Source organism: Mesobacterium pallidum (genome assembly GCF_019966535.1).
GTDB lineage: Bacteria > Pseudomonadota > Alphaproteobacteria > Rhodobacterales > Rhodobacteraceae > Mesobacterium > Mesobacterium pallidum.
Window position 1 is genome coordinate 119,933 of the sequence record NZ_JAIMID010000010.1, and the last position, 18,078, is coordinate 138,010.

The following is an 18,078-nucleotide window of genomic DNA, read 5'->3' on the forward strand; positions in this document are numbered from 1 at the left end:
GTCAGCCAAGCAGGCCCCGTGTGCGGAACCTGTCGACCTCGGCCGTTGAAAAGCCCAGGATCTCGGTCATGACATGTTCGGTGTGCTCACCCAGTCGCGGCGAGGCGGTGCGCAGCACGGTCGGCGTTTTCTCGAACCGATAGGCGGGCCCGTTGTACTTGAGCGTGCCCATCTCTTCGTGGTGGAGCGGCCAGAAATGGCCGCGCGCCTCGAGGATGGGATCGTCCAGCAGGTCGGAGCCCTTGTAGGCGACGGCGGCGGGAATGCCCGCGCCGCGCAGGCGGTCCCAGAGTTCGAAGGCGTCCTGAGGCGCGGTGAGTTTGGCAATCGCCGCGTCGAGCGCATCCTGTCCGGCCGCCCGCGCGGCGTCCAGCCCGGCCGCGTCCTCCAGCAGGTCGCACAGCGTGCACCAGTGGCTTTCGGTCTCGCATTCGATCACGATCCAGCGCTCTTCGCCCGCGCAGGGATAGACGCCATGCTGGATCGCGCCGTCCTTGCGGTTGCCGTTGCGCTGCGCCTCGCGCCCGGTGACCTGCAGGTCAAGCAGTTGGGGCGCGACAAGCTGCACGGTCGCCTCGATCTGCGCGAGCTCGACGAACTGACCTTCGCCGGTCTTTTCGCGGTGGATGAGCGCGGCCATCAGCGCAGACAGCGCGTACCGCGGCGAGACGCTGTCGGAATAGGCGCCCTTCGGCGTGGCCGGGGGCCGATCCGGCCACCCGGTCATGTGCTGGATGCCCGCGAGCGCCGCACCTTGCGCACCGTAGCCCGGATGCTTGGCCCAAGGCCCGGTCGAGCCGTGCAGAGACGAGGACAGGACGATGATCCTGGGATTGATCTGTTTCAGGTCTTCGTAGCCCAGACCCCACTTTTCCATCGTGCCGGGGCGGAAACTGTCGGTGACGACATCGGCCCATTCCACCAGTGGGCGGATGATCTCGAGCCGGTCCGCGTGGCTCATGTCCACCGCCATGCCCAGCTTGGACGAATGGAAATCCGCGAAGAAGCCCGAGCGGTTGATGCCCGGCTTGTTGTCGATGAACGGCCCGCCCAGCCGGATCGAATCCGGGTGTTTCGAGCTTTCGACCTTCACCACCGTCGCGCCGTTGTCCGACAGCTGTTTCGTCGTGATCGGGCCAGCGGCGGCCCACATGAAATCGCAGACTTTCAACCCGTCGAAGATGCCTTTGGTCACGTCGCGGTCTCCGTCTTTCTGATGTCTTGCCAGTATTTGGCGGTTTGCGCGCCCGGCGCCGGGGCGGGACGGGGTGCGTGGATCGGCGTCTCGCTCATCCGCACCCAATTCGTCGGGAGCTTCACGTCGAGACCCCGCGCCGGATCGTGGAGCACCTGGAAATAGTCGCGCGCGTCGTGCTGCGGGTTGACGAGGATATCGCCCAGCCCGTTGATCGGCGCCATCAGGATGCGTTCGGCCACCGCGCGGGTGGTCAGCTCTTCGAGCGTCTTGGTCTCGATGAACTTGCGGATCACCTCGGTCACGGTGTCATAGTCGTCCTGGCTGATGAAGAACTGGCCGTCGCCGTTCCAGTCCCGGCTGGTGAGAATGTCGGCGGTGATTCCGTCCTCGGCCATCCACTTGAGCAGGGCGTCGTAGGATTTGACGCGGGCCGAACCGCCGCCGCCGCCCACCGGGCCAAAGACGACATAACCGTCGCGGCAGGGCCATACGAGGCGGGTGAAGAACTGGTTCGCGCGTTCCTTTCGGATCGCGCCGCCGCGCAATTCGTTCAGCTGGAGGATCTGCCACGCCATCGTGGTGTTGAGCAGCGTCCATGTCACGCATTCCTGCACCGACACGTCGACGCGCTGGCCCTCACCCGTGCGCAGGGCGTGGTAATAGGCCATGAGCGCGGCGTTCGACGCCTCGGCCCCGGCCTGGATGAGCCCCACGGGCACGCCGATACGCACCGGCGGGCGGTCCACGTCGCCGTTCTGGTAAAGGTGCCCGCCCAGCGCCTGAAGCGTGGTGTCCGTCGCCGGCACCCGGTCATAGGCATGGCCGCGCCCGAAGGGCAGAATCTCGCACCACACCAGCGCCGGGTTCACCGCACGGGCGATGGCGGCGAGCCGGTCCATCTCGTCTATATCCATGCGCTGGAAGTCGGTCACGACGATGTCGGCGGTCTTTGCCAGCGCCTCGAACGCCGCGCGCCCGTCGTCCGAGGACAGGTCCACCGTAACGCTCGCCTTGCCGAGGTTATAGACGATCCAGGCCGCGCTTTCTTCGCCGCCCTCGACCGGAATCAGGGGGAAGTCGCGGCGCGCAGGCTCGCCTCCTTCCGGCTCCAGCTTGATGACTTGGGCCCCGAGGTCTGCGAGCGCGCGCCCGCAGACAGCCCCGGAGAGCGACGAGATTTCGATCACGCGGACGCCTGCAAGCGCGGTCTTGCCTTCACTCACAGCTCGTACCCCAGCGGCTCTCCCACGTTGGCGCGCATCAACTGGTTGCCGCTGTCGGCCCACGGCTCGTCCACGGGGAGTTTCAGCGACAAGGCGCGCACCTTGTAAAGGTCCGGGTCGTTGTAGCGGTCCGGCAGCTTGCCGGTCTCTTCGAACGCTCCGGCGACCTCGAGCAGCATCCGCCGGGTCATGGCGATGCCGGTGTCCGAGGTGCAAAGGTTCTCGGTCGAGCGGTCGTAGACCCGCGCGACGCCCGACTGACAGGCGGCATCCTGTACCCACAGTCCCGGCAGACCCGAGAACCACGTCGTTTTCTGAAGGTCGTAGTCGAAGTGGTAGCCGGTTTCGCGGCGGTACCTTGAGACGTAGCGACCATAGGGCACCTCGGGTCCGAGGTTGGCATGGCCGGCCTCGGAATGATGGCCCGTCTCGCGCCCCTTGTGGCCGCGCAGGAACACCTCGCGCGATTTGGGGTTCAACGGCTCGTCAGGGCGGTAGGAGAACATCAGGCACAGGGTGTTCTCGTCGTCGATCGGCACCCAGGCGTGGCCGGACAGCTCGTAAAAGTCGTTCGCCTGCGGTGGAACGAGACTGTAGAACGGCATCACGAACTGGTTCACGCGCCAATAGAGCGTGTCGTCGTTCAGAACCCGGCGGGCCGCGATGGACATGCCGAAATCCTGCCGGACGCATTCGAACTTGGGCCGCAGGTCGCGCTTGGCCACCCATTGGTTGATCGAGCCGCCGTCATCGATCCGGCCGTGCAGGATCGGGGCATGGGCGCTGTCGATCTCGCCCTCGAGCGCCTGGAGCCAATTGCATTCCTGCACGCGGAAGGTGACCACCACGTTTTCGTCCGACACCATGTTCCATTCGAAATTCGGCAGCGGCGGGCGATCGGCCTCGGACGCCTCGCCCATGTAGGTCCAGACCACGCCGCCGCGCTCGACGCAGGGGTAATGCTTGATCTTGACCTTCTCTTTCAGGCGCGAACGCACCGGCTCGGCTGGCATATCGGTGACGTTGCCGTCCACGTCGAATTTCCAGCCGTGATAGACGCAGCGCAGGCCGCAATCTTCGTTCCGGCCGTAGATCAGCGGCGCGCCGCGGTGCGGACAGACCCGGTCGACCAGACCGACACGGCCATCGCTGTCGCGGAAGATAATCATGACCTCGTCGAGGATTTTCACCGTCTGCGGCTGCGCGTCCTTTTCCAGGTCGGCGCTGGCGAAGATCGGGAGCCAGTAATTGCGCATCAGCCCGCCCATGGTGGTGCCGGGTCCGATGCGAACCAGTCGTTCGTTGTCGTCTTGGGACAGCATTGGGTGTCTCCTTCGTTTGGTCAGTTGGACCGGCTGCGCCGGTAATCTTCGGGTGTCTGGTCGAGGAACGCGGTCACCTCGTCGCCGAAGCCGAGAAACCGCGCCCACCAGTCCGGGGACGCCGTCGCCAACGGCGGGCGGGGCACCGGGGGCAGATCTCCGGCCTGAAGCCGCTTCATGATCTCGGCAAAGCGCATCCGCTCGACGTCGAGATAGACGGTTTCAACGTCCACGCCCTCGGCATGGAACCCGCCCAGTTCCGGGTAGCTGAGGCGCCGCAGCCAGATGCCGTCGCCCACCTCCACCGGCTCGGCGAGCAGGGTGTAGGGGATGTTCAGGTAGTCTCTTACGGTCATCTCCGTCATCGGCGCCTCACTTTGCCGGTTCGATCATCAAAAAGGACGAGTCATCAAACGGCCCGTTGTGGACGAGGATCGGCCCGACATTCGGCTGTTGCCGCGCCCCCGCCTTGCCCGCGGCCTGGAGATAGGCTTCGCGCAGGTGGCCCATGCCGTGCATCCGGCCTTCGCCCAGACTGCCGCCGAAGGTGTTGAGCGGCAGGCGCGCGCCTGCATTGCCGTGACCGTCGCGGATAAAACGCCACGCCGTGCCGGTGTCGCAGAACCCGAAGCCTTCAAGCCATTCCCAGATCATCGACGAAAATCCGTCGTAGAGCTGGGCCTGGGTCACGTCCGCCGGGCTGCGCCCGCTCATGTCGAACACCGCCTTGGGCGTGGTGAAACCGGAAAAGCCCGTGACCCGCGCCGGGGTCGCGCCCTCTGGCACGTCGCCCGCGCGACACATGACGAATGCCATCGCGCCGCAGACTGGCATGTCGCAGTCGAGAAGCCCGTGCGGCGTCGCGATCATCGGGGCCTTGAGATAGTCCTCGAGCGTCGCACCCTTGTCGCGCCAGACCGCATCGGGGTTCTGCGCAGCGTGGCGGCGGGCGAGGGCGACGACCTCATACAGGTCTTCGCGGGACGCGCCGTGGGTCGCCATATAGCGCTGCGCTCGCGTGCCGAACCGGGCGCCCGCGGTGGTGAAGCCGAAGGGTTTGGTGAACTGGTCGTTGCCAAAGGCCACGTCCGCGCCCGATGTGGCGTAGGACAGGCCCGGCAGGTTGTACATCGCCCGGAGGCCGACCACATAGCGGCTCGTCCCGGACGCGAGCGCGTTGGCCGCAAAGCTCACCATGTCGGTCGGATAGCGGCGGAACAGGTCCGCGCCGTAGGTGAGCGGCAGGTTCATGGCTTGCGCCACGGACTTGAGCGATATCTCGTCGCCGCCTTCGGCATGGGGCGAGCCTGCGTTGGTCGCGAAAGGCGCACCCACGTATCCGTCGACATCGTCCGCCGAGAGGTGTGCATTCGACAGGGCGTCACGGATCGCCGCAAGCGACAGGTCGGTGATGGACCGATCCGTCTTGCGCAGGATCTCGGAGGCGCCAAATCCGGCGATGACCACAGCGTTCATGGCGCACCTTCCTGGTCTGCCGGCCGGACGACCGGAAAGCTCCAGCCGTTCGGATCCCGGACGAAGCCGATGGTCAACGGCGCATCGGGCGGGAGGTCCTGGACGACGCCCAGTTCGTCGAGCGCGACAAGGACGGCGCGGGAATCTTCGACAAGCGTGACCTCGACGACCGTGACCGGCGGCTCACGGCCCGGGACGGCCGCGATGTGAATGCGGCTCCATCCCTTGAGCGTCCCGCGTCCCGAGAGAGTGGCCCAATTCAGTGCCGTGCCGCGACAGGAGGGGCAGGCAGGCCTGGGCGGACAGACGATCCGGCCGCAGTCCGCGCATTCCGGCAGGGAGAGAACGCCTCTTTGCCCGGCCTCCCAGAAGGGGCGGGTGTCGGCGGTCGGAATGGGCTGTGGGCGCGTTGCTTTCATTGGTCCGCGATTCGAGTCGTCATAGATTGATCTAACCCTATAAAGGTCAGACCATTAACGCAATGGGGGAGACTGCAAGTCGTGTGTCGGTGGGGCCGTCGCTGCGACTGCCGCCGTCCGTCGGTCCATGAACAGAGAGGTACGTCCAAAATCGAACAATCAACACTTTGTAAATAAGCATAAAAGCAAGTTTGACTTCAAAAGGTACTACCTTTAATGATAAGGCAAAGCGATCAGTGGAGGACGCGATGCTGGAATCATTCGACCAATCCGAGGAACTGCAGATGTTCCGGGATGCCGTGCGGAAAATGAGCGAAAAGGAATTCGCCCCAATCGCCGCCCAGATCGACGAAGACGATGCGATGCCGGACAAGGTGCTGCCGCTTCTGGGCGATATGGGGCTGGTTCAGCTGCAGGTGCCCGAAGAATACGGTGGCCCCGGTGGTTCGCTTCTTATGAACTGCATCGCGAAGGAAGAGGTGGCGCGCCACTCGTTCGCGATCTCTCACCTCGTTGGGGCCTGCGATTTCGCGATGGTGCTGCCCCTGCGCGATTTCGGGACCGAAGATCAGCGCCAGCGGTTCCTGCCCGAGGTTGCCAAAGGCAATATCACGGCGGCCATCGGGCTCACCGAGCCGGGCACGGGGTCGGACGTATCGGGGATGAAGACATCGGCCCGGCGCGACGGCGATCACTGGGTGATCAACGGTCAGAAGACCTTTATCACCAAGGGCGATACCGCGCAGTACATCAACGTCATCGCCCGTACCAGCGAAGGCAAGGGCGGCAATGGCCTGTCTTCCTTCCTGGTCGAGAAGGGCACGCCCGGCCTCACCGTCGGCGGATCGGTCCGCAAGATGGGGATGCGGGGGATCAAGTCCGTCGACCTGTTCTTCGAGGACATGCGGGTGCCGGCAGAAAACATGCTGGGCGAAGAGGGGCGCGGCTTCAAGAACGCGATGAACAGTCTCAACTACAACCGTCCGACCGTGGCCGCCTCGGCCCTGGGGTTGGCGCAGGGTGCGCTTGACGCGGCCGTGGCCTATGCCAACGACCGCGTGCAATTCGGCCAGAAGATCATCGAGTTCCAGGCCATCGGGCACAAGCTTGCCGAGATGCGGATCAAGGTCGAGGCTGCCCGCGCCTTGCTGTACCGAGTCTGCCATCTTGCCGACAGCGGCCATACGCACGGTCTGGCCGAGATGGCCTCCTGCGCCAAGGCCTTTGCCAGTTCCGCGGTGATGGAGATCACGACCGAGGCCGTTCAGGTCTATGGCGGGGCCGGATACCTGCGCGACAACCCGGTCGAGCGGATGATGCGGGACGCCAAGGTGACGCAGATCTACGAAGGCACCACCGAGATTCAGAAGCTCATCATCGCGCGGTCGATGGTGACACGCTGACCGGTCTTGCCGGGGCGGCGCATGGGCCTGCGCGTCAGGTCAGGCGTCGTCCCGGTACATTTCCATCACGTCGGCCATGTTCTCGTGCACCCGGTGCAGCAGCTTGAACAAGGTTTCCCGGTCCTGGTCGCTCAGTCCCTTCATGAGGACTTCTTCACGCTTGAGGGCGATCTGGAGCACCTCGTTGTAAAGTCGCACACCGGGACCGGACAGCCGCATGACCGAGCGGCGGCCCTGCTGCTCGGCAAGTTCGACGCAGCCCAGCGATCCAAGGAATTGCAGGCTCCGGCTGATCGCCGCCTTGTCCATGCCAAGAAAGTCGCTCATCTGCGCGCCGGTTCCCGTGCCCTTGACGCCGAGGTAGGCAAGGACGCGCCAGTCGGCGATGCCGATCCCGAAGTACTTCCGATAGATGCGCGAGGAATCCGAAGCGTATTTGTTGTTCACCCATGTCACGAGGGCCGGAAGATACCGGTCGAGGTCAAGTGCCTGCGGCGTTTCGTGTCGTGTGCTCAAATCTGTCATCCGAACTGACCCATATCCGATCCTTATAACTCGGCAAAGGCGAATCCCAAAGAAACGGCCATTGCCTCTCCCCCTATGTTGATGTATCAACATAGGGGGAGAGGCAATGCGCCCATCTTGTTCCGGAGGAGACATGGCAATTCATCCCGAGATCCAGGCGCTGCTGGACCTGCGTGTGGCGACAGGTGCGCCGGCTTTTCACACGTTGTCGGCAGAAGCGGCACGGGCGGGGCAGGCAGCGGCGCGCGCGGCCGCGAACGTGACGCCGCCTCGGGTGCACGAGGTGCGCGACATCGACGAGGGGCCGGTGCCGATGCGGCTGTATCGCCCGGACATGGCCGATGCGCAGCCGGCTCTCGTGTTCCTGCATGGTGGCGGCTGGGCCACGGGCGATCTCGACTCGCACGATATCCTCTGCCGCAGGCTTGCGCTGGCTTCCGGCGTGGTCATCGTTGCCGTGAACTATCGCCTTGCGCCCGAGCATCCGGCCCCGGCCGGGCGTGACGACTGCTGTGCGGCGCTTGACTGGGTGATCCGGCAGGCGGGACGTCTCGGCCTCGATCCGGGCCGGATCGGGATCGGCGGCGACAGCGCGGGCGGAAATCTCGCGGCGCTTGCCGCGCTCCATGCCCGAGATTCGGGCGGCCCCGCGCCGGCCGCGCTGTTCCTGCTTTACCCGGCGACCGACTTGCGGTTCGGCTACCCGTCCTACGATGAAACATTGCCAGGACTTCCGGTCGACGGACCCGCGATGGAGGCGTTCCGTGCCTTCTACCTCTCGGACCCGGCGCTGGCGGACCGTCCGGACATCTCGCCCTTGCTTGCCGATCTCAGGGGGTTGCCACACAGCTACATCCTGACCCTGGGCCATGATCCCCTTCGCGACGAGGGATTGGCCTTTGCAACGGCGCTGACCAAGGCCGGAGTTTCCGTCACGGCTGACCATCTTCCGGATCGGATCCACGGCATCCTGACCCTTGGCACCGCCATGCCATCGGTCGTCGCACTTACCAGAATGCTTGGCAGCCGCCTTGGCGCGATGCTGGCCAAAGCGTGACCAATCGGGAGGACAGAATGGACGAACAATCGGGCGTGATACTTGACGCCATCATCGTCGGCGCCGGGTTCGGCGGCATCTATGCGCTGCACCGCATGCGGCAGATGGGGCTGAAGGCGCAGGTGATCGAGGCAGGCAGCGGCATCGGCGGCACGTGGTTCTGGAACCGCTACCCGGGCGCGCGATGCGACATCGAGTCGATGCAGTATTCCTATTCGTTCAGCGAAGAGATCCAGAACGAATGGACCTGGAGCGAGCTTTACGCGACACAGCCCGAGATCCTGGCCTACATCAATTTCGTGGCCGACAAGCTTGGCCTTCGCGACGGGCTGAAGCTGAACACCCGTGTGCTGGCCGCCACGTTCGACGAGGATCGGGCGGTGTGGACGGTGACATGCGACGACGGCAGCACCCGGCGGGCGCGGTTCTGCGTCATGGCGACCGGCTGCCTGTCGATCCCGCTCGCCCCGAACATTCCGGGAATCGAAAACTTCGAGGGACCGCTGCTGCGCACCTCGGACTGGCCCGCCGAGGGAATCGACCTGTCCGGCCAGACGGTGGGCATCATCGGAACGGGGTCGTCCGGCATTCAGCTGACCCCGGCGCTTGCTCCGCAGGCCGGGCGGCTTGTCGTGTATCAGCGTACCCCGAACTATGCGATCCCGGCGCACAACCGCCCCATCGACGAAAAATATGTTCGGACCTGGCGCGCGCAATATCCCAAGCGCCGGGCCGCCGCCCGCATGACCCGCAACAACACGCTGAACAACGCCGGCTACCGCACCGGCGCCGAGGTGACGGAGGACCAGTTCCGGACCGAGATGGAAAGCCGTTGGGCGATCGGCGGCATCGCGTTCATGTATGGCTTTTCCGACATCACGTCGAACCCGGAAACGAACCATCGCGTGTCCGAGTTCGTGCGCGAAAAGCTCGCTGAAAAGATCGACGATCCGGCCGTGGCCGAGACGCTGATCCCGAAGGATTACCCGATCGGGGCCAAGCGGATCTGCGTCGACTCGAATTATTACGAGACGTTCAACCGCGACAACGTCGAGCTGCGGGATATCCAGCGCACCCCGATCGAAGCCGTGACCGCCAGCGGGATCCGGCTGGCGGACGGGCAGGAAGACAGGCTCGACGTGCTTGTCCTGGCCACCGGCTTCGACGCGATGACCGGGGCGCTGAAGCGGATCGACATCACCGGCCGCGCGGGCCGCAAGCTTGTCGACGAATGGGAAGCAGGTCCGCTGACCTATTTCGGTCTCGGGGTCGCGCATTTCCCGAACATGTTCATCGTGGCGGGGCCGGGCAGTCCGTCTGTCTTTTCCAACATGGTGACCAGCGCCGAGCAGCATGTCGACTGGATCTGCGACACCATCCGGCACCTCGACGCGGTCGGGCGCAGTTCGATCGAGGTGACCGAGGACGCGCAGGACGCCTGGGTGCGCCACGTCAACGAGGTGGCGGACGCGACGCTCATGTTCGAAGGCAAGAACAGTTGGTACATCGGGGCGAACGTGCCCGGAAAGCCGCGTGTCTTCATGCCCTACCTCGGAGGCGTGGCCGATTACCTCGCCGCGCTGGAAGATGCGACCCGGGACGGGTATCGCGGGTTCCAGATCGCCTGACGACAAAGGCCCGGCGAAGGCGCCGGGCCTTTCTTTCGCATGGCTTCGGTCAGCGGGTGGTGGCGTGCAGCGCCGCGTTCATCAGTTCGGCCAGTTCGCGCGGTTGCGTCACGACGCTGCCATGGGCCGGGGCAATCCGGGCCGGCGGGTAGGCCGCGAATAGCTCCTCCATCTGGCCGATGATCCCGTCCTTCTCGGCGAACCGGGTCCAGTAGAGCGCGAGGTCGAGAACCTGCTTGCTGTCCTCGACCGTGGGGGCGGTGGGCAATTCGTCCGAAAGCAACGTGCATTCGTCGGTCTCGTAATGAGAGAACCCGAAAGCATCCGACACGAACATGGTGGCGCTTCGGTCGTCCCATGCCCAAAGCGTGTTCGGCAGGTCATGGATGATCGCCGGCAGGGCATGGACAACGCGGCCGCCCAGGTCGATCCTGTCCCCGGCCGCGATGGGCCGAAAGCGCCCGGCGTCATAAGCCTCAGGGTGGTACAGGTGATAATTGCGCACATCACCCAGAACAATGGCGTCCGGAAAGGCGTCGAGCAGCCCGCCGAGGTTGCCCGCATGGGGATATTCCTCGTGCGTGGGAAAGATGTAGAGCCTTCGGTCGCCAAGGTGGTCTGACAGGTAACGGGCGGCTTGTTGCGCGTCCTTTGCGTGGCACGTATCCACGATCAGCGCCGCATCCTCGCCGAGGATGAGGTAGGCGCTTCCGTGGGAGTGAAAGGACTTGCCGTACATCCGGGCATGAAAGCAACCGCCCAGCAGGTGAATGCCGTCGCCGATGTCGCGGGTCTTGAAGCCGGAATAGATCATCCGGTTGGTCGCGACGACTGCCTGATCCTGCCTTGCCGGGTCTGGCGCCCCCGACCCTGTGCCGGGACGGTTGCGGCCAAGGTCGCGCAGTACGTCAAGAAGCACGGTTTGATACTGTTTGACGACGGCGGCGCCGACGATGAGGCAGCCACGCGACGGCGCGAGCGTCTCGACCTCGTAGGTCGCGAAAAGCGTCTCGAGGTCTGAAATGATGTCGGTCAGGTTGCTGAAGGTCAGCCAGTCGTACTTCACGACAACATGCCTGCGCATGCGGTCGTAAAGGGTTGCCCGGTCGGGGACACCCCGCAGCAGCGGATCGCCCCCGCGCGGATGCGTGCCCGATGAAAAGATGTCCGAGGTGAACAGCGTGCGGGTTCCCGTATCGTAGTACCAGATCGTCGACAAAAGCCGCAGCGGGGTCTGGACCGGTTCCAGCCACCGGTCGGGGCCAAGCGCGATCCGTGTGCCGGGCAGGGCGGGGTGCTGATCGACCCCGAAGCTCTTCATGTGCAGGTGGGCACTGGCGTCGTCGAAGAAGTCGAACGGGTTGATGACGCCGGGGGTGTAGGCCGTGTGCACGCCGCAGGCGGCCGCGAGGTTCGGGAGATTCGAGATCGTGTCGGGCTCGTTGCGCGTGACGGCCAGTCTTTCGACCCTTTCGCCCGGCGCAAGCAGGGATTGAAGCTGACTGGCGATCCGGTCGCGATGCCGGGCGATTCCCGCCTCGACCAGAATGCAGCCGTCCTCACCGCGCAGCAGGTAGACATTGAACGGCTCGCACAGGCCATGGGTGCATGGCGCGCGCCAGCTGATGCGCGCGTCGATGTCTTCGCTGTCGCCCAGCATGTAAAGCCTGCCGCTGACAAGCGTGACGGGGTCTGCGGTGTTGCGCCGCTCGGACATGGGCCTCCCTTCTCGCCCGCCCCGGACGCGCGCCTGCCCTGTGTAGGGGCGCGCGTCTCAATGCGGCGACTGCCTCGGATCATGCAAGATACTTGACTCCGGAACCATTATTACTAATGGTTCTACCATTAGACAATTAAATTGCACCTGTTTGAATGTTGAGGTATCAACATAGGGGAGGCAAGGTCAAGTGAGAACGCCCGCCGGGCGGAAAGGGAGGGAGCCTTGGTATTTGAGCAACCGGCGTGGGTCCGGTGGGTTGTGCGCGTCAATCTCTTGATTGGCGGACTGGCTGTCGCGGCGATGCTCATCCACATCATCGTGGATGTCGCCGCCCGCCACCTGTTCAACATCGCGGTCCAGGGCACGCTCGAGATCGTGTCGTTCTACTACATGGTCGGGCTCGTCTATCTTGCCATTCCGCTGGTGCAGGCCCGCAATGACCATATCTTTGTCGAGCTGTTCACCGTGACTGCGCCGCCCAAACGGCAGGACCTGATGGATGCCGTGATCCGGGTCTTCAGCGCGATCCTGCTGCTGTTCTTTGCCTGGGTCGCAAGTGACGAGGCGCTTCACCAGACCGCGATCCGCGCGGTGGTCGAGGCGGGGACCGACACGATGCCGGTCTGGCCGACCCGTTGGCTCATCCCGCTTTCGATGGCCTCAACGGCCGTGTTGTGCCTGTGGCAGGCGCTTTACCTGTTCCGGCACGCGGGCGAGCGTCCGGCAAATGCCTTGGCGGAGGCTGCCCATGGATAGTATCCTGATCGGCAGTCTGGGGCTTGGCGCCATCCTGGTCCTGCTCGCGCTGCGCGTCCCCATCGCGATCACGCTGATCTCGGTCTCGCTGACCGGAATCTACGCCATCGTCGGGGAACGTGCCGCCATCGGATCGCTCAAGACGATCCCCTACGAGTTCGTCGCGCACTGGTCGCTGTCGGCGATCCCGATGTTCCTGCTCATGGGGGCCGTCGCATTCAACGCCGGCATCGTGAGTTCGATCTACAAAGCCGCGCGCCTGTGGCTTGCCGGGTTGCCCGGTGGCCTCGCCATCGCGTCGAACTTTGCCTGCGCGGGCTTCGCCGCCGCCTCGGGGTCTTCCGTCGCGACCTCGAGCGCGATGGGGCGGATCGCGGTGCCGGAAATGCTCAGGTTCGGCTATGACAAGGGGCTGGCGACCGGTGTCGTGGCGGCCGCGGGGACGCTGGGTTCGCTGATCCCGCCGTCGATCCTGATGGTGCTTTACGGAACCTTCGCCGAAGCGTCGATCTCGAAGCTGATGATCGCCGGGATCATCCCTGGCATCCTGACCGCCGGCATTTATGCAGTCATGATCGCCGCGCGGTGCAAGATCTCGCCCGAACTCGCCCCCCCGGTCGATTTCAAGCCGACCTGGGGCGAGCGCTTCGAATCGCTCAGGGATGTCTGGCCCATGCCCTTCCTGATCCTCGGCGTGATCGGCGGGCTTTATTCCGGGATCGTGACCGCGACCGAGGCCGGCGCGCTGGGGGCCTTTCTGTCCATCGTCATCGCGGCGGGCTATCGCCGCCTGACCTGGGATGTCCTGCTGCAAAGCGTCAAGGACACGCTCTATGGCACCGGCGTCATCTTCTTCGTCTCGATCGGCGCGGTCCTGCTGTCCCGGTTCATCGCCTTGTCCGGCATCCCCTTCGCGATGGTCGATTTCGCCGAGGCCTACGGCGTCCAGGGTTACGGCGTCGTGCTGTTCTGCGGCTTCGTCTTCCTGATCCTGGGAATGTTCCTCGACCCGATCGGGCTGCTTCTGATCGCGTTGCCCGTGTTCCTTCCGATGATCGAATCGTCGGGCTTCGACCTCATCTGGTTCGGCATCCTCGTCATCAAGTTCGTCGAGATCGGACTCATCACCCCGCCCGTCGGCCTGTCGGTCTACACGATCAAGGGCGTGGTCGGGGACACCGTACCGCTTGGCACGATCTTCCAGGGCATCCTGTGGTTCCTCGCCTGCGAGCTTCTGGTCGTCGTCCTGCTCGTCGTCTTTCCCGGCATCAGCCTGTTCCTGCCGGGGCTCATGAACTGAGCTCCGCCCATCCAAACATCGCGCACTACAATCAGGAGAGGAGACTACCATGCACAACAAGGTGATACTTGCCGCGGCCCTCGGGGCCGCCCTTGCCGCCCCGGCGGCGGCCGAGACCTACAATTACGCGACCTTCGTGCCGCCGGCTTCGTCGAACAACACGCTCGCGCTCGAGCCTGCTTTCGCGAAGATCGCCGAGGAATCGGGGGGCGCAATCGACTTCAAGCTGTTCGCCGGCGGCCAGCTTCTGGGTGGGCGAGAGATGCTCGCCGGTCTTCGCGACGGCATCGCGGATGCCGGGTTCGTCGCCCCGAACTACTTCATTTCCGAGCTTCCCAGCGCCGCGATGCTGCCGGACATGATGCCCTTTGGCGGCGACCCGGTGGCGGTCGCCGGCGCCATGCTTGAGACTATGTTCTTCGATTGTCCCGCCTGCATGGAGGACTACACCAAGAACAACCTCGTCTATCTCGGCGGACAGGTGCCCACCCCCTATCGCCTGCTGTGCTCGGGCGAGATCGACGGCTCGGCCGATGCGGTCAAGGGCCTGCGGATGCGCGGTGGCGGGACTGCCATGTCCCGCACCTCGGAGGCATTGGGCGGCATCGCCGTGTCGATGACCGCGGGCGACATGTACGAGGCGATGGAGCGGGGGCAACTCGATTGCATCGTCGGGCCGACCGCCTGGCTCAAGCAGTACAGCCTCGCCGAGGTGGTGAAGACCGTCGTGGAGGAGCCGTTGGGCGTGGTGGCCGGCCTTGGCCTGGTGACCTTCAACCGCCAGTCGTGGGATGATCTCGGCGCAGAGGGTCAGCAGATGGTCCTGCGCCAGATGCCCTTCATTGTCGCCCAGTCTACGGTCACCGGCTACATGGGCGATGACGACCGCGCCCGGGAGATGGCCATCAACGACCATGGCGTGTCTTTCGTCACGGGCGACGAGTCGATGAAATCGGCGCTGGCCATGGCGAATGACAAGGCCCGCGACATCATCCTGTCCGAAGCCGCCGAGCGCGGCGTCGAAAATGCCGAGGCGATCATGGATGCCTATGTTGCCAACCTCGAGAAGTGGCGCAAGATCTCGGACGAGCAGGTCAAGGGGGAAGCCGCTGTACTTGAGCAGGTGCTTTGGGATGAGATCTACAGCAAGGTCTCGTTCTGACCGGCTGCCTGCCACGACTAGGAACGGGGCGCTTCGGCGCCCCTTTTCGTTGGATCAGTAGCGTAGGATGAAAAAGGCTGAACCCAGCAGCAGGATCGTAAGCGCGGTCGCGCCGTTCCACTTCAGCCCGACGACCGATGCGGGTTTGCCCAGCACGCCCGACGCAATCGCGATGGTCGCGGTCATCGGCGACACGATCACCGCGCAGGACCACCCGATCAGGGCGGCAAGGACGAACATCGCGTCCGGCATGTCGATGCCGACCTGCGCGATTGCCGCAACAAAAAGCGTGCCGGTGATCACCGGGCTGATCCCGACCATGGACAGCAGGAAGATCAGCGCAGCGACCGCCGAGGCCAGCAGCCCACCGGACAGGCCCGACAGGACCACGATCGCCTCGACCACGCGCACCGGGACCATTTCCGCCAGGGCCAGGCCGACGAATCCCGAGGCCGTCATGACGCAGATCTCGTTGGTCGACCGCGGAATGAGCCGGGCGCTTTCACTGCCAAGGTGGGCGATCGCGCGACCGGGGCCCAGTTCGCCTCGGTTGACGATCATCCACGCCATCGCATAGCCCGGCACGACAATGAGGATGGCCGCGCGCAAGGGGATGCCAAAGGTCGCCTCGGCCAGGCCGGCGGCACCGGCAATCGCCGCAAGCGTCAGGACCAGAAGGAGAAGGTCGCGCGCCCGGCCGCGGCGGCTCTGTACCGGGCGCGCCGTTCTGGCGCGCGGCTCCAGGAGGTCAAAGGCCCAGGATATGCCAAGGTAAAGCACCAGTGCCGACAGGCCGTAGGGCAGGAATTCGAGCCAGCTCAGGGCCGGAAAGATCGGCAGCAGAAGATTGATCGCGACGCCGAGCGGGGACCAGTAGATGCCGGGGGCGAAGCCGCGCAGCGCCGCGTTGGTGACGCGCCGTGTCTGGATTTCGCGCACCCGGTCGTTCGGGGCCGTCGCCTCGACCGTGCGCAGCGCGATGTTCATCAGCAACAGGAACCCGCCCACGTTCAGCAGGACACCAAAGATCTGGCTGCCGATGGCCAGCAGGCCAAAGCGGCGCGACGGCGGTTGCTCAACGACGTAATGGCCCGCGCCGGTCACAAGCGGAGACCGTTCCGCGGCGACGCGAAGCACGGTCATGACCGCGACCAGCGCGGGCAGATACATGCTGCGCGAGGCGATGACCGAGAACTCGGCCCAGGTCACGCCAAGCACGAGACATCCGATCACGGCGGCAGATGACATCAAAAGCATGATCCGCGCGTTGATCCTCAGTGTCCGCCACCCTGAAAGGACAAAGGCAAGCACCAGAAACAAGGCGGGGCCCGCCATCGCGTGCTGACCCGTCACGAGATCGAAAAAAGTCAGGACAAGCGCCGGAAGGATGAGGGCAACGGGTCCGAAGCCAGCCAATGCGCCTCCCTGCCTTATCCGCTGGTGGATCGTCATCTTCTTGGAGCCGTCATTTGGTCATGCCTTTTGTTCGGCATGAAATCTGCGCGAGTCTCGGGAGTTTCCGCAGCAAAATTGAAGGTATCGAGCGTAGAGTTCCGCTTCATTCCGCCTTGCCTTTAAATGGACCTACCTTTAGAGTTTAGGCGGAATTGAGGGAGATGGAAATGTCCGAAACGAAGCGTTCGCCAATACGCGTTGTCGATTTCTCGCAGGTGATGGCGGGGCCCTTTGCGACGCGGCTGATGGCCGATGTCGGGGCAGAGGTCATCAAGGTGGAACCGAAGGGTGGTGAATCCATGCGCGGGCGGCCGCCTCTCCGGGATGGCGTGTCGACCTATTTCGGGTCCCTGAACGCCGGCAAACGCAGCGTGGTGCTTGACCTCAAGTCCGATGAGGGCCTCGCGCAGGCCCATGCCCTGATCGAGGCCTCAGATGTGGTGGTCGAGAATTTTCGCCCTGGGGTGATGGACCGTCTCGGCCTGGGATATGACACGCTGTCGTCGCTGAACCCGCGATTGGTCTATTGTGCCATCTCCGGGTTCGGCCAGGCCGGCGCGGCGGCGACGCGGCCCGCCTATGCGCCGATGATCCATGCCGCATCCGGGTTCGATCTTTCGCTGATGGCCTTCGACCCCGCAGCCTCCCGGCCGGCGCCGACCGGCATGTTCTTTGCCGATGTCCTGGCCGGCGTCTATGCCTGGGGTGCAATCCAGACGGCCCTGCTCGAGCGGGAAAGCTCGGGCCTCGGGCAGCTTGTGGACGTGGCGCTGATGGACTGCATCCTGTCGATGATGGTCTACGAGGTGCAGGAGGCGCAGTTCCCGCAGGATGCGCCGCGCCATGTCTATGTGCCGGTCAAGGCGGCGGACGGGTTCGTCATGACGGTGCCGCTGAGCGACAAGAACTTTGCCGGTCTGCGGCAGGTTCTCGGCGATCCGGATTGGTGTGCCGACCCCGCCTATGTCACGACGGTGGACCGGCAGCACAACTGGGCCCGGATGATGGCCCATATCGAAGAGTGGACATGCACGCGCAGCGCAGACGACTGCGTGGCGACGCTGATGGCAGCCGGTGTGCCGACCTCGCGGTATCGCAGCGTCGCCGAAGCCATGACCAGCGACGAAGCGGTCGAGCGTGGCATACTCGGTTCGGTGACGGACCGGGCGGGCACATACCAGGTGCCGAACCCGCCGTTCAAGTTCTCGCGCTCTCGGGCGCGTGTCGGCGCGCAGGTGCCCGACGTGGGCGAGGGGAACGAAGAGCTTCTGTCGAAGCTTCGGTGAGGGGCGCGCTTCGTTCTGCGGAGTGGCCATAGGTTTTCCGAAATCGTGCAATGCCTGGATTGGCTGAAATAGGGGGCGGTATCGCCCTCAAGGCACTGAATTAAATGGCCTCGTCCAGATCGGGGGATGCGCGTTGGAGCCTCAGGAT

Annotated in this window: 16 protein-coding genes; 7 read left to right on the plus strand and 9 right to left on the minus strand. The window is 64.6% G+C overall.

From position 1 onward, the window contains the following. Position 1: 1 nt before the first annotated feature. From MF270_RS15785 to MF270_RS15810, 6 genes are read right to left on the minus strand one after another with little or no spacing between them, the layout of a single operon-like run. Positions 2-1,195, minus strand: coding sequence for a CaiB/BaiF CoA transferase family protein (locus MF270_RS15785; protein ID WP_238366868.1), 1,194 nt, complete (start codon positions 1,193-1,195; stop codon positions 2-4). Continuing rightward, entirely contained in the window at positions 1,192-2,421 is a 1,230-nt protein-coding gene (locus tag MF270_RS15790) for a CoA transferase (protein ID WP_238366869.1), read from the minus strand. Before MF270_RS15790 ends, MF270_RS15785 begins: the two co-directional genes overlap by 4 nt. Further along, on the minus strand, positions 2,418-3,743 hold the full coding sequence (locus MF270_RS15795) for a Rieske 2Fe-2S domain-containing protein (protein WP_238366870.1): 1,326 nt from the start codon (positions 3,741-3,743) through the stop codon (positions 2,418-2,420). Before MF270_RS15795 ends, MF270_RS15790 begins: the two co-directional genes overlap by 4 nt. A gap of 20 nt (positions 3,744-3,763) precedes the next feature. Beyond that, positions 3,764-4,099: a hypothetical protein gene (locus MF270_RS15800; RefSeq protein ID WP_238366871.1), complete on the minus strand. Its 336-nt coding sequence runs from the start codon at positions 4,097-4,099 to the stop codon at positions 3,764-3,766. A gap of 16 nt (positions 4,100-4,115) precedes the next feature. Further along, positions 4,116-5,219, minus strand: coding sequence for a thiolase family protein (locus MF270_RS15805; RefSeq protein WP_238366872.1), 1,104 nt, complete (start codon positions 5,217-5,219; stop codon positions 4,116-4,118). Then, positions 5,216-5,638 carry a Zn-ribbon domain-containing OB-fold protein gene (locus MF270_RS15810; protein WP_238366873.1) on the minus strand — a complete coding sequence of 141 codons (423 nt, stop codon included), beginning with the start codon at positions 5,636-5,638 and terminating at the stop codon, positions 5,216-5,218. Before MF270_RS15810 ends, MF270_RS15805 begins: the two co-directional genes overlap by 4 nt. Before the next feature lie 248 nt (positions 5,639-5,886). Here MF270_RS15810 and MF270_RS15815 point away from each other — a divergent pair, with 248 nt between their 5' ends. Beyond that, on the plus strand, positions 5,887-7,041 hold the full coding sequence (locus MF270_RS15815) for an acyl-CoA dehydrogenase family protein (protein ID WP_238366874.1): 1,155 nt from the start codon (positions 5,887-5,889) through the stop codon (positions 7,039-7,041). Between the two features lie 39 nt (positions 7,042-7,080). Here the strand turns inward: MF270_RS15815 and MF270_RS15820 are convergent, their stop codons facing one another. Further along, positions 7,081-7,557 (minus strand): MarR family winged helix-turn-helix transcriptional regulator, encoded by a 477-nt coding sequence (locus tag MF270_RS15820; RefSeq protein WP_238366875.1) that lies wholly within the window; start codon positions 7,555-7,557, stop codon positions 7,081-7,083. 142 nt (positions 7,558-7,699) lie between these two features. Between MF270_RS15820 and MF270_RS15825 the strand changes: the two genes are divergently transcribed. Together MF270_RS15825 and MF270_RS15830 are read left to right on the plus strand one after the other, a co-directional pair. After that, positions 7,700-8,623: an alpha/beta hydrolase gene (locus MF270_RS15825; protein ID WP_238366876.1), complete on the plus strand. Its 924-nt coding sequence runs from the start codon at positions 7,700-7,702 to the stop codon at positions 8,621-8,623. A gap of 17 nt (positions 8,624-8,640) precedes the next feature. Then, complete coding sequence (locus MF270_RS15830; protein WP_238366877.1) at positions 8,641-10,251, plus strand: flavin-containing monooxygenase; 1,611 nt, start codon at positions 8,641-8,643, stop codon at positions 10,249-10,251. Positions 10,252-10,300: 49 nt separating this feature from the next. Here the strand turns inward: MF270_RS15830 and MF270_RS15835 are convergent, their stop codons facing one another. Beyond that, positions 10,301-11,968, minus strand: a complete 1,668-nt coding sequence (locus tag MF270_RS15835; RefSeq protein ID WP_238366878.1) for an MBL fold metallo-hydrolase — start codon at positions 11,966-11,968, stop codon at positions 10,301-10,303. 303 nt (positions 11,969-12,271) lie between these two features. On the opposite strand from MF270_RS15835, the gene MF270_RS15840 reads away from it, so the two are divergent. The 3 genes from MF270_RS15840 to MF270_RS15850 are packed head-to-tail and all read left to right on the plus strand — an operon-like array spanning position 12,272 to position 15,189. Then, the gene (locus MF270_RS15840) at positions 12,272-12,727 is read left to right on the plus strand and encodes a TRAP transporter small permease (protein ID WP_238366879.1); all 456 of its coding nucleotides are present in this window, start codon (positions 12,272-12,274) and stop codon (positions 12,725-12,727) included. Then, a complete protein-coding gene (locus MF270_RS15845) occupies positions 12,720-14,027 on the plus strand; it encodes a TRAP transporter large permease (protein WP_238366880.1) in 1,308 nt (435 codons plus the stop codon). The genes MF270_RS15840 and MF270_RS15845 overlap by 8 nt, the downstream gene beginning before the upstream one ends. Before the next feature lie 49 nt (positions 14,028-14,076). Continuing rightward, entirely contained in the window at positions 14,077-15,189 is a 1,113-nt protein-coding gene (locus MF270_RS15850; RefSeq protein WP_238366881.1) for a C4-dicarboxylate TRAP transporter substrate-binding protein, read from the plus strand. A 54-nt stretch (positions 15,190-15,243) separates the two neighbouring features. Here MF270_RS15850 and MF270_RS15855 read toward each other — a convergent pair whose 3' ends face one another. Beyond that, positions 15,244-16,437: a hypothetical protein gene (locus MF270_RS15855; RefSeq protein WP_238366882.1), complete on the minus strand. Its 1,194-nt coding sequence runs from the start codon at positions 16,435-16,437 to the stop codon at positions 15,244-15,246. A 374-nt stretch (positions 16,438-16,811) separates the two neighbouring features. Between MF270_RS15855 and MF270_RS15860 the strand changes: the two genes are divergently transcribed. Beyond that, the gene (locus MF270_RS15860) at positions 16,812-17,930 is read left to right on the plus strand and encodes a CaiB/BaiF CoA transferase family protein (RefSeq protein ID WP_238366883.1); all 1,119 of its coding nucleotides are present in this window, start codon (positions 16,812-16,814) and stop codon (positions 17,928-17,930) included. The last annotated feature ends 148 nt before the right edge of the window (positions 17,931-18,078 follow it).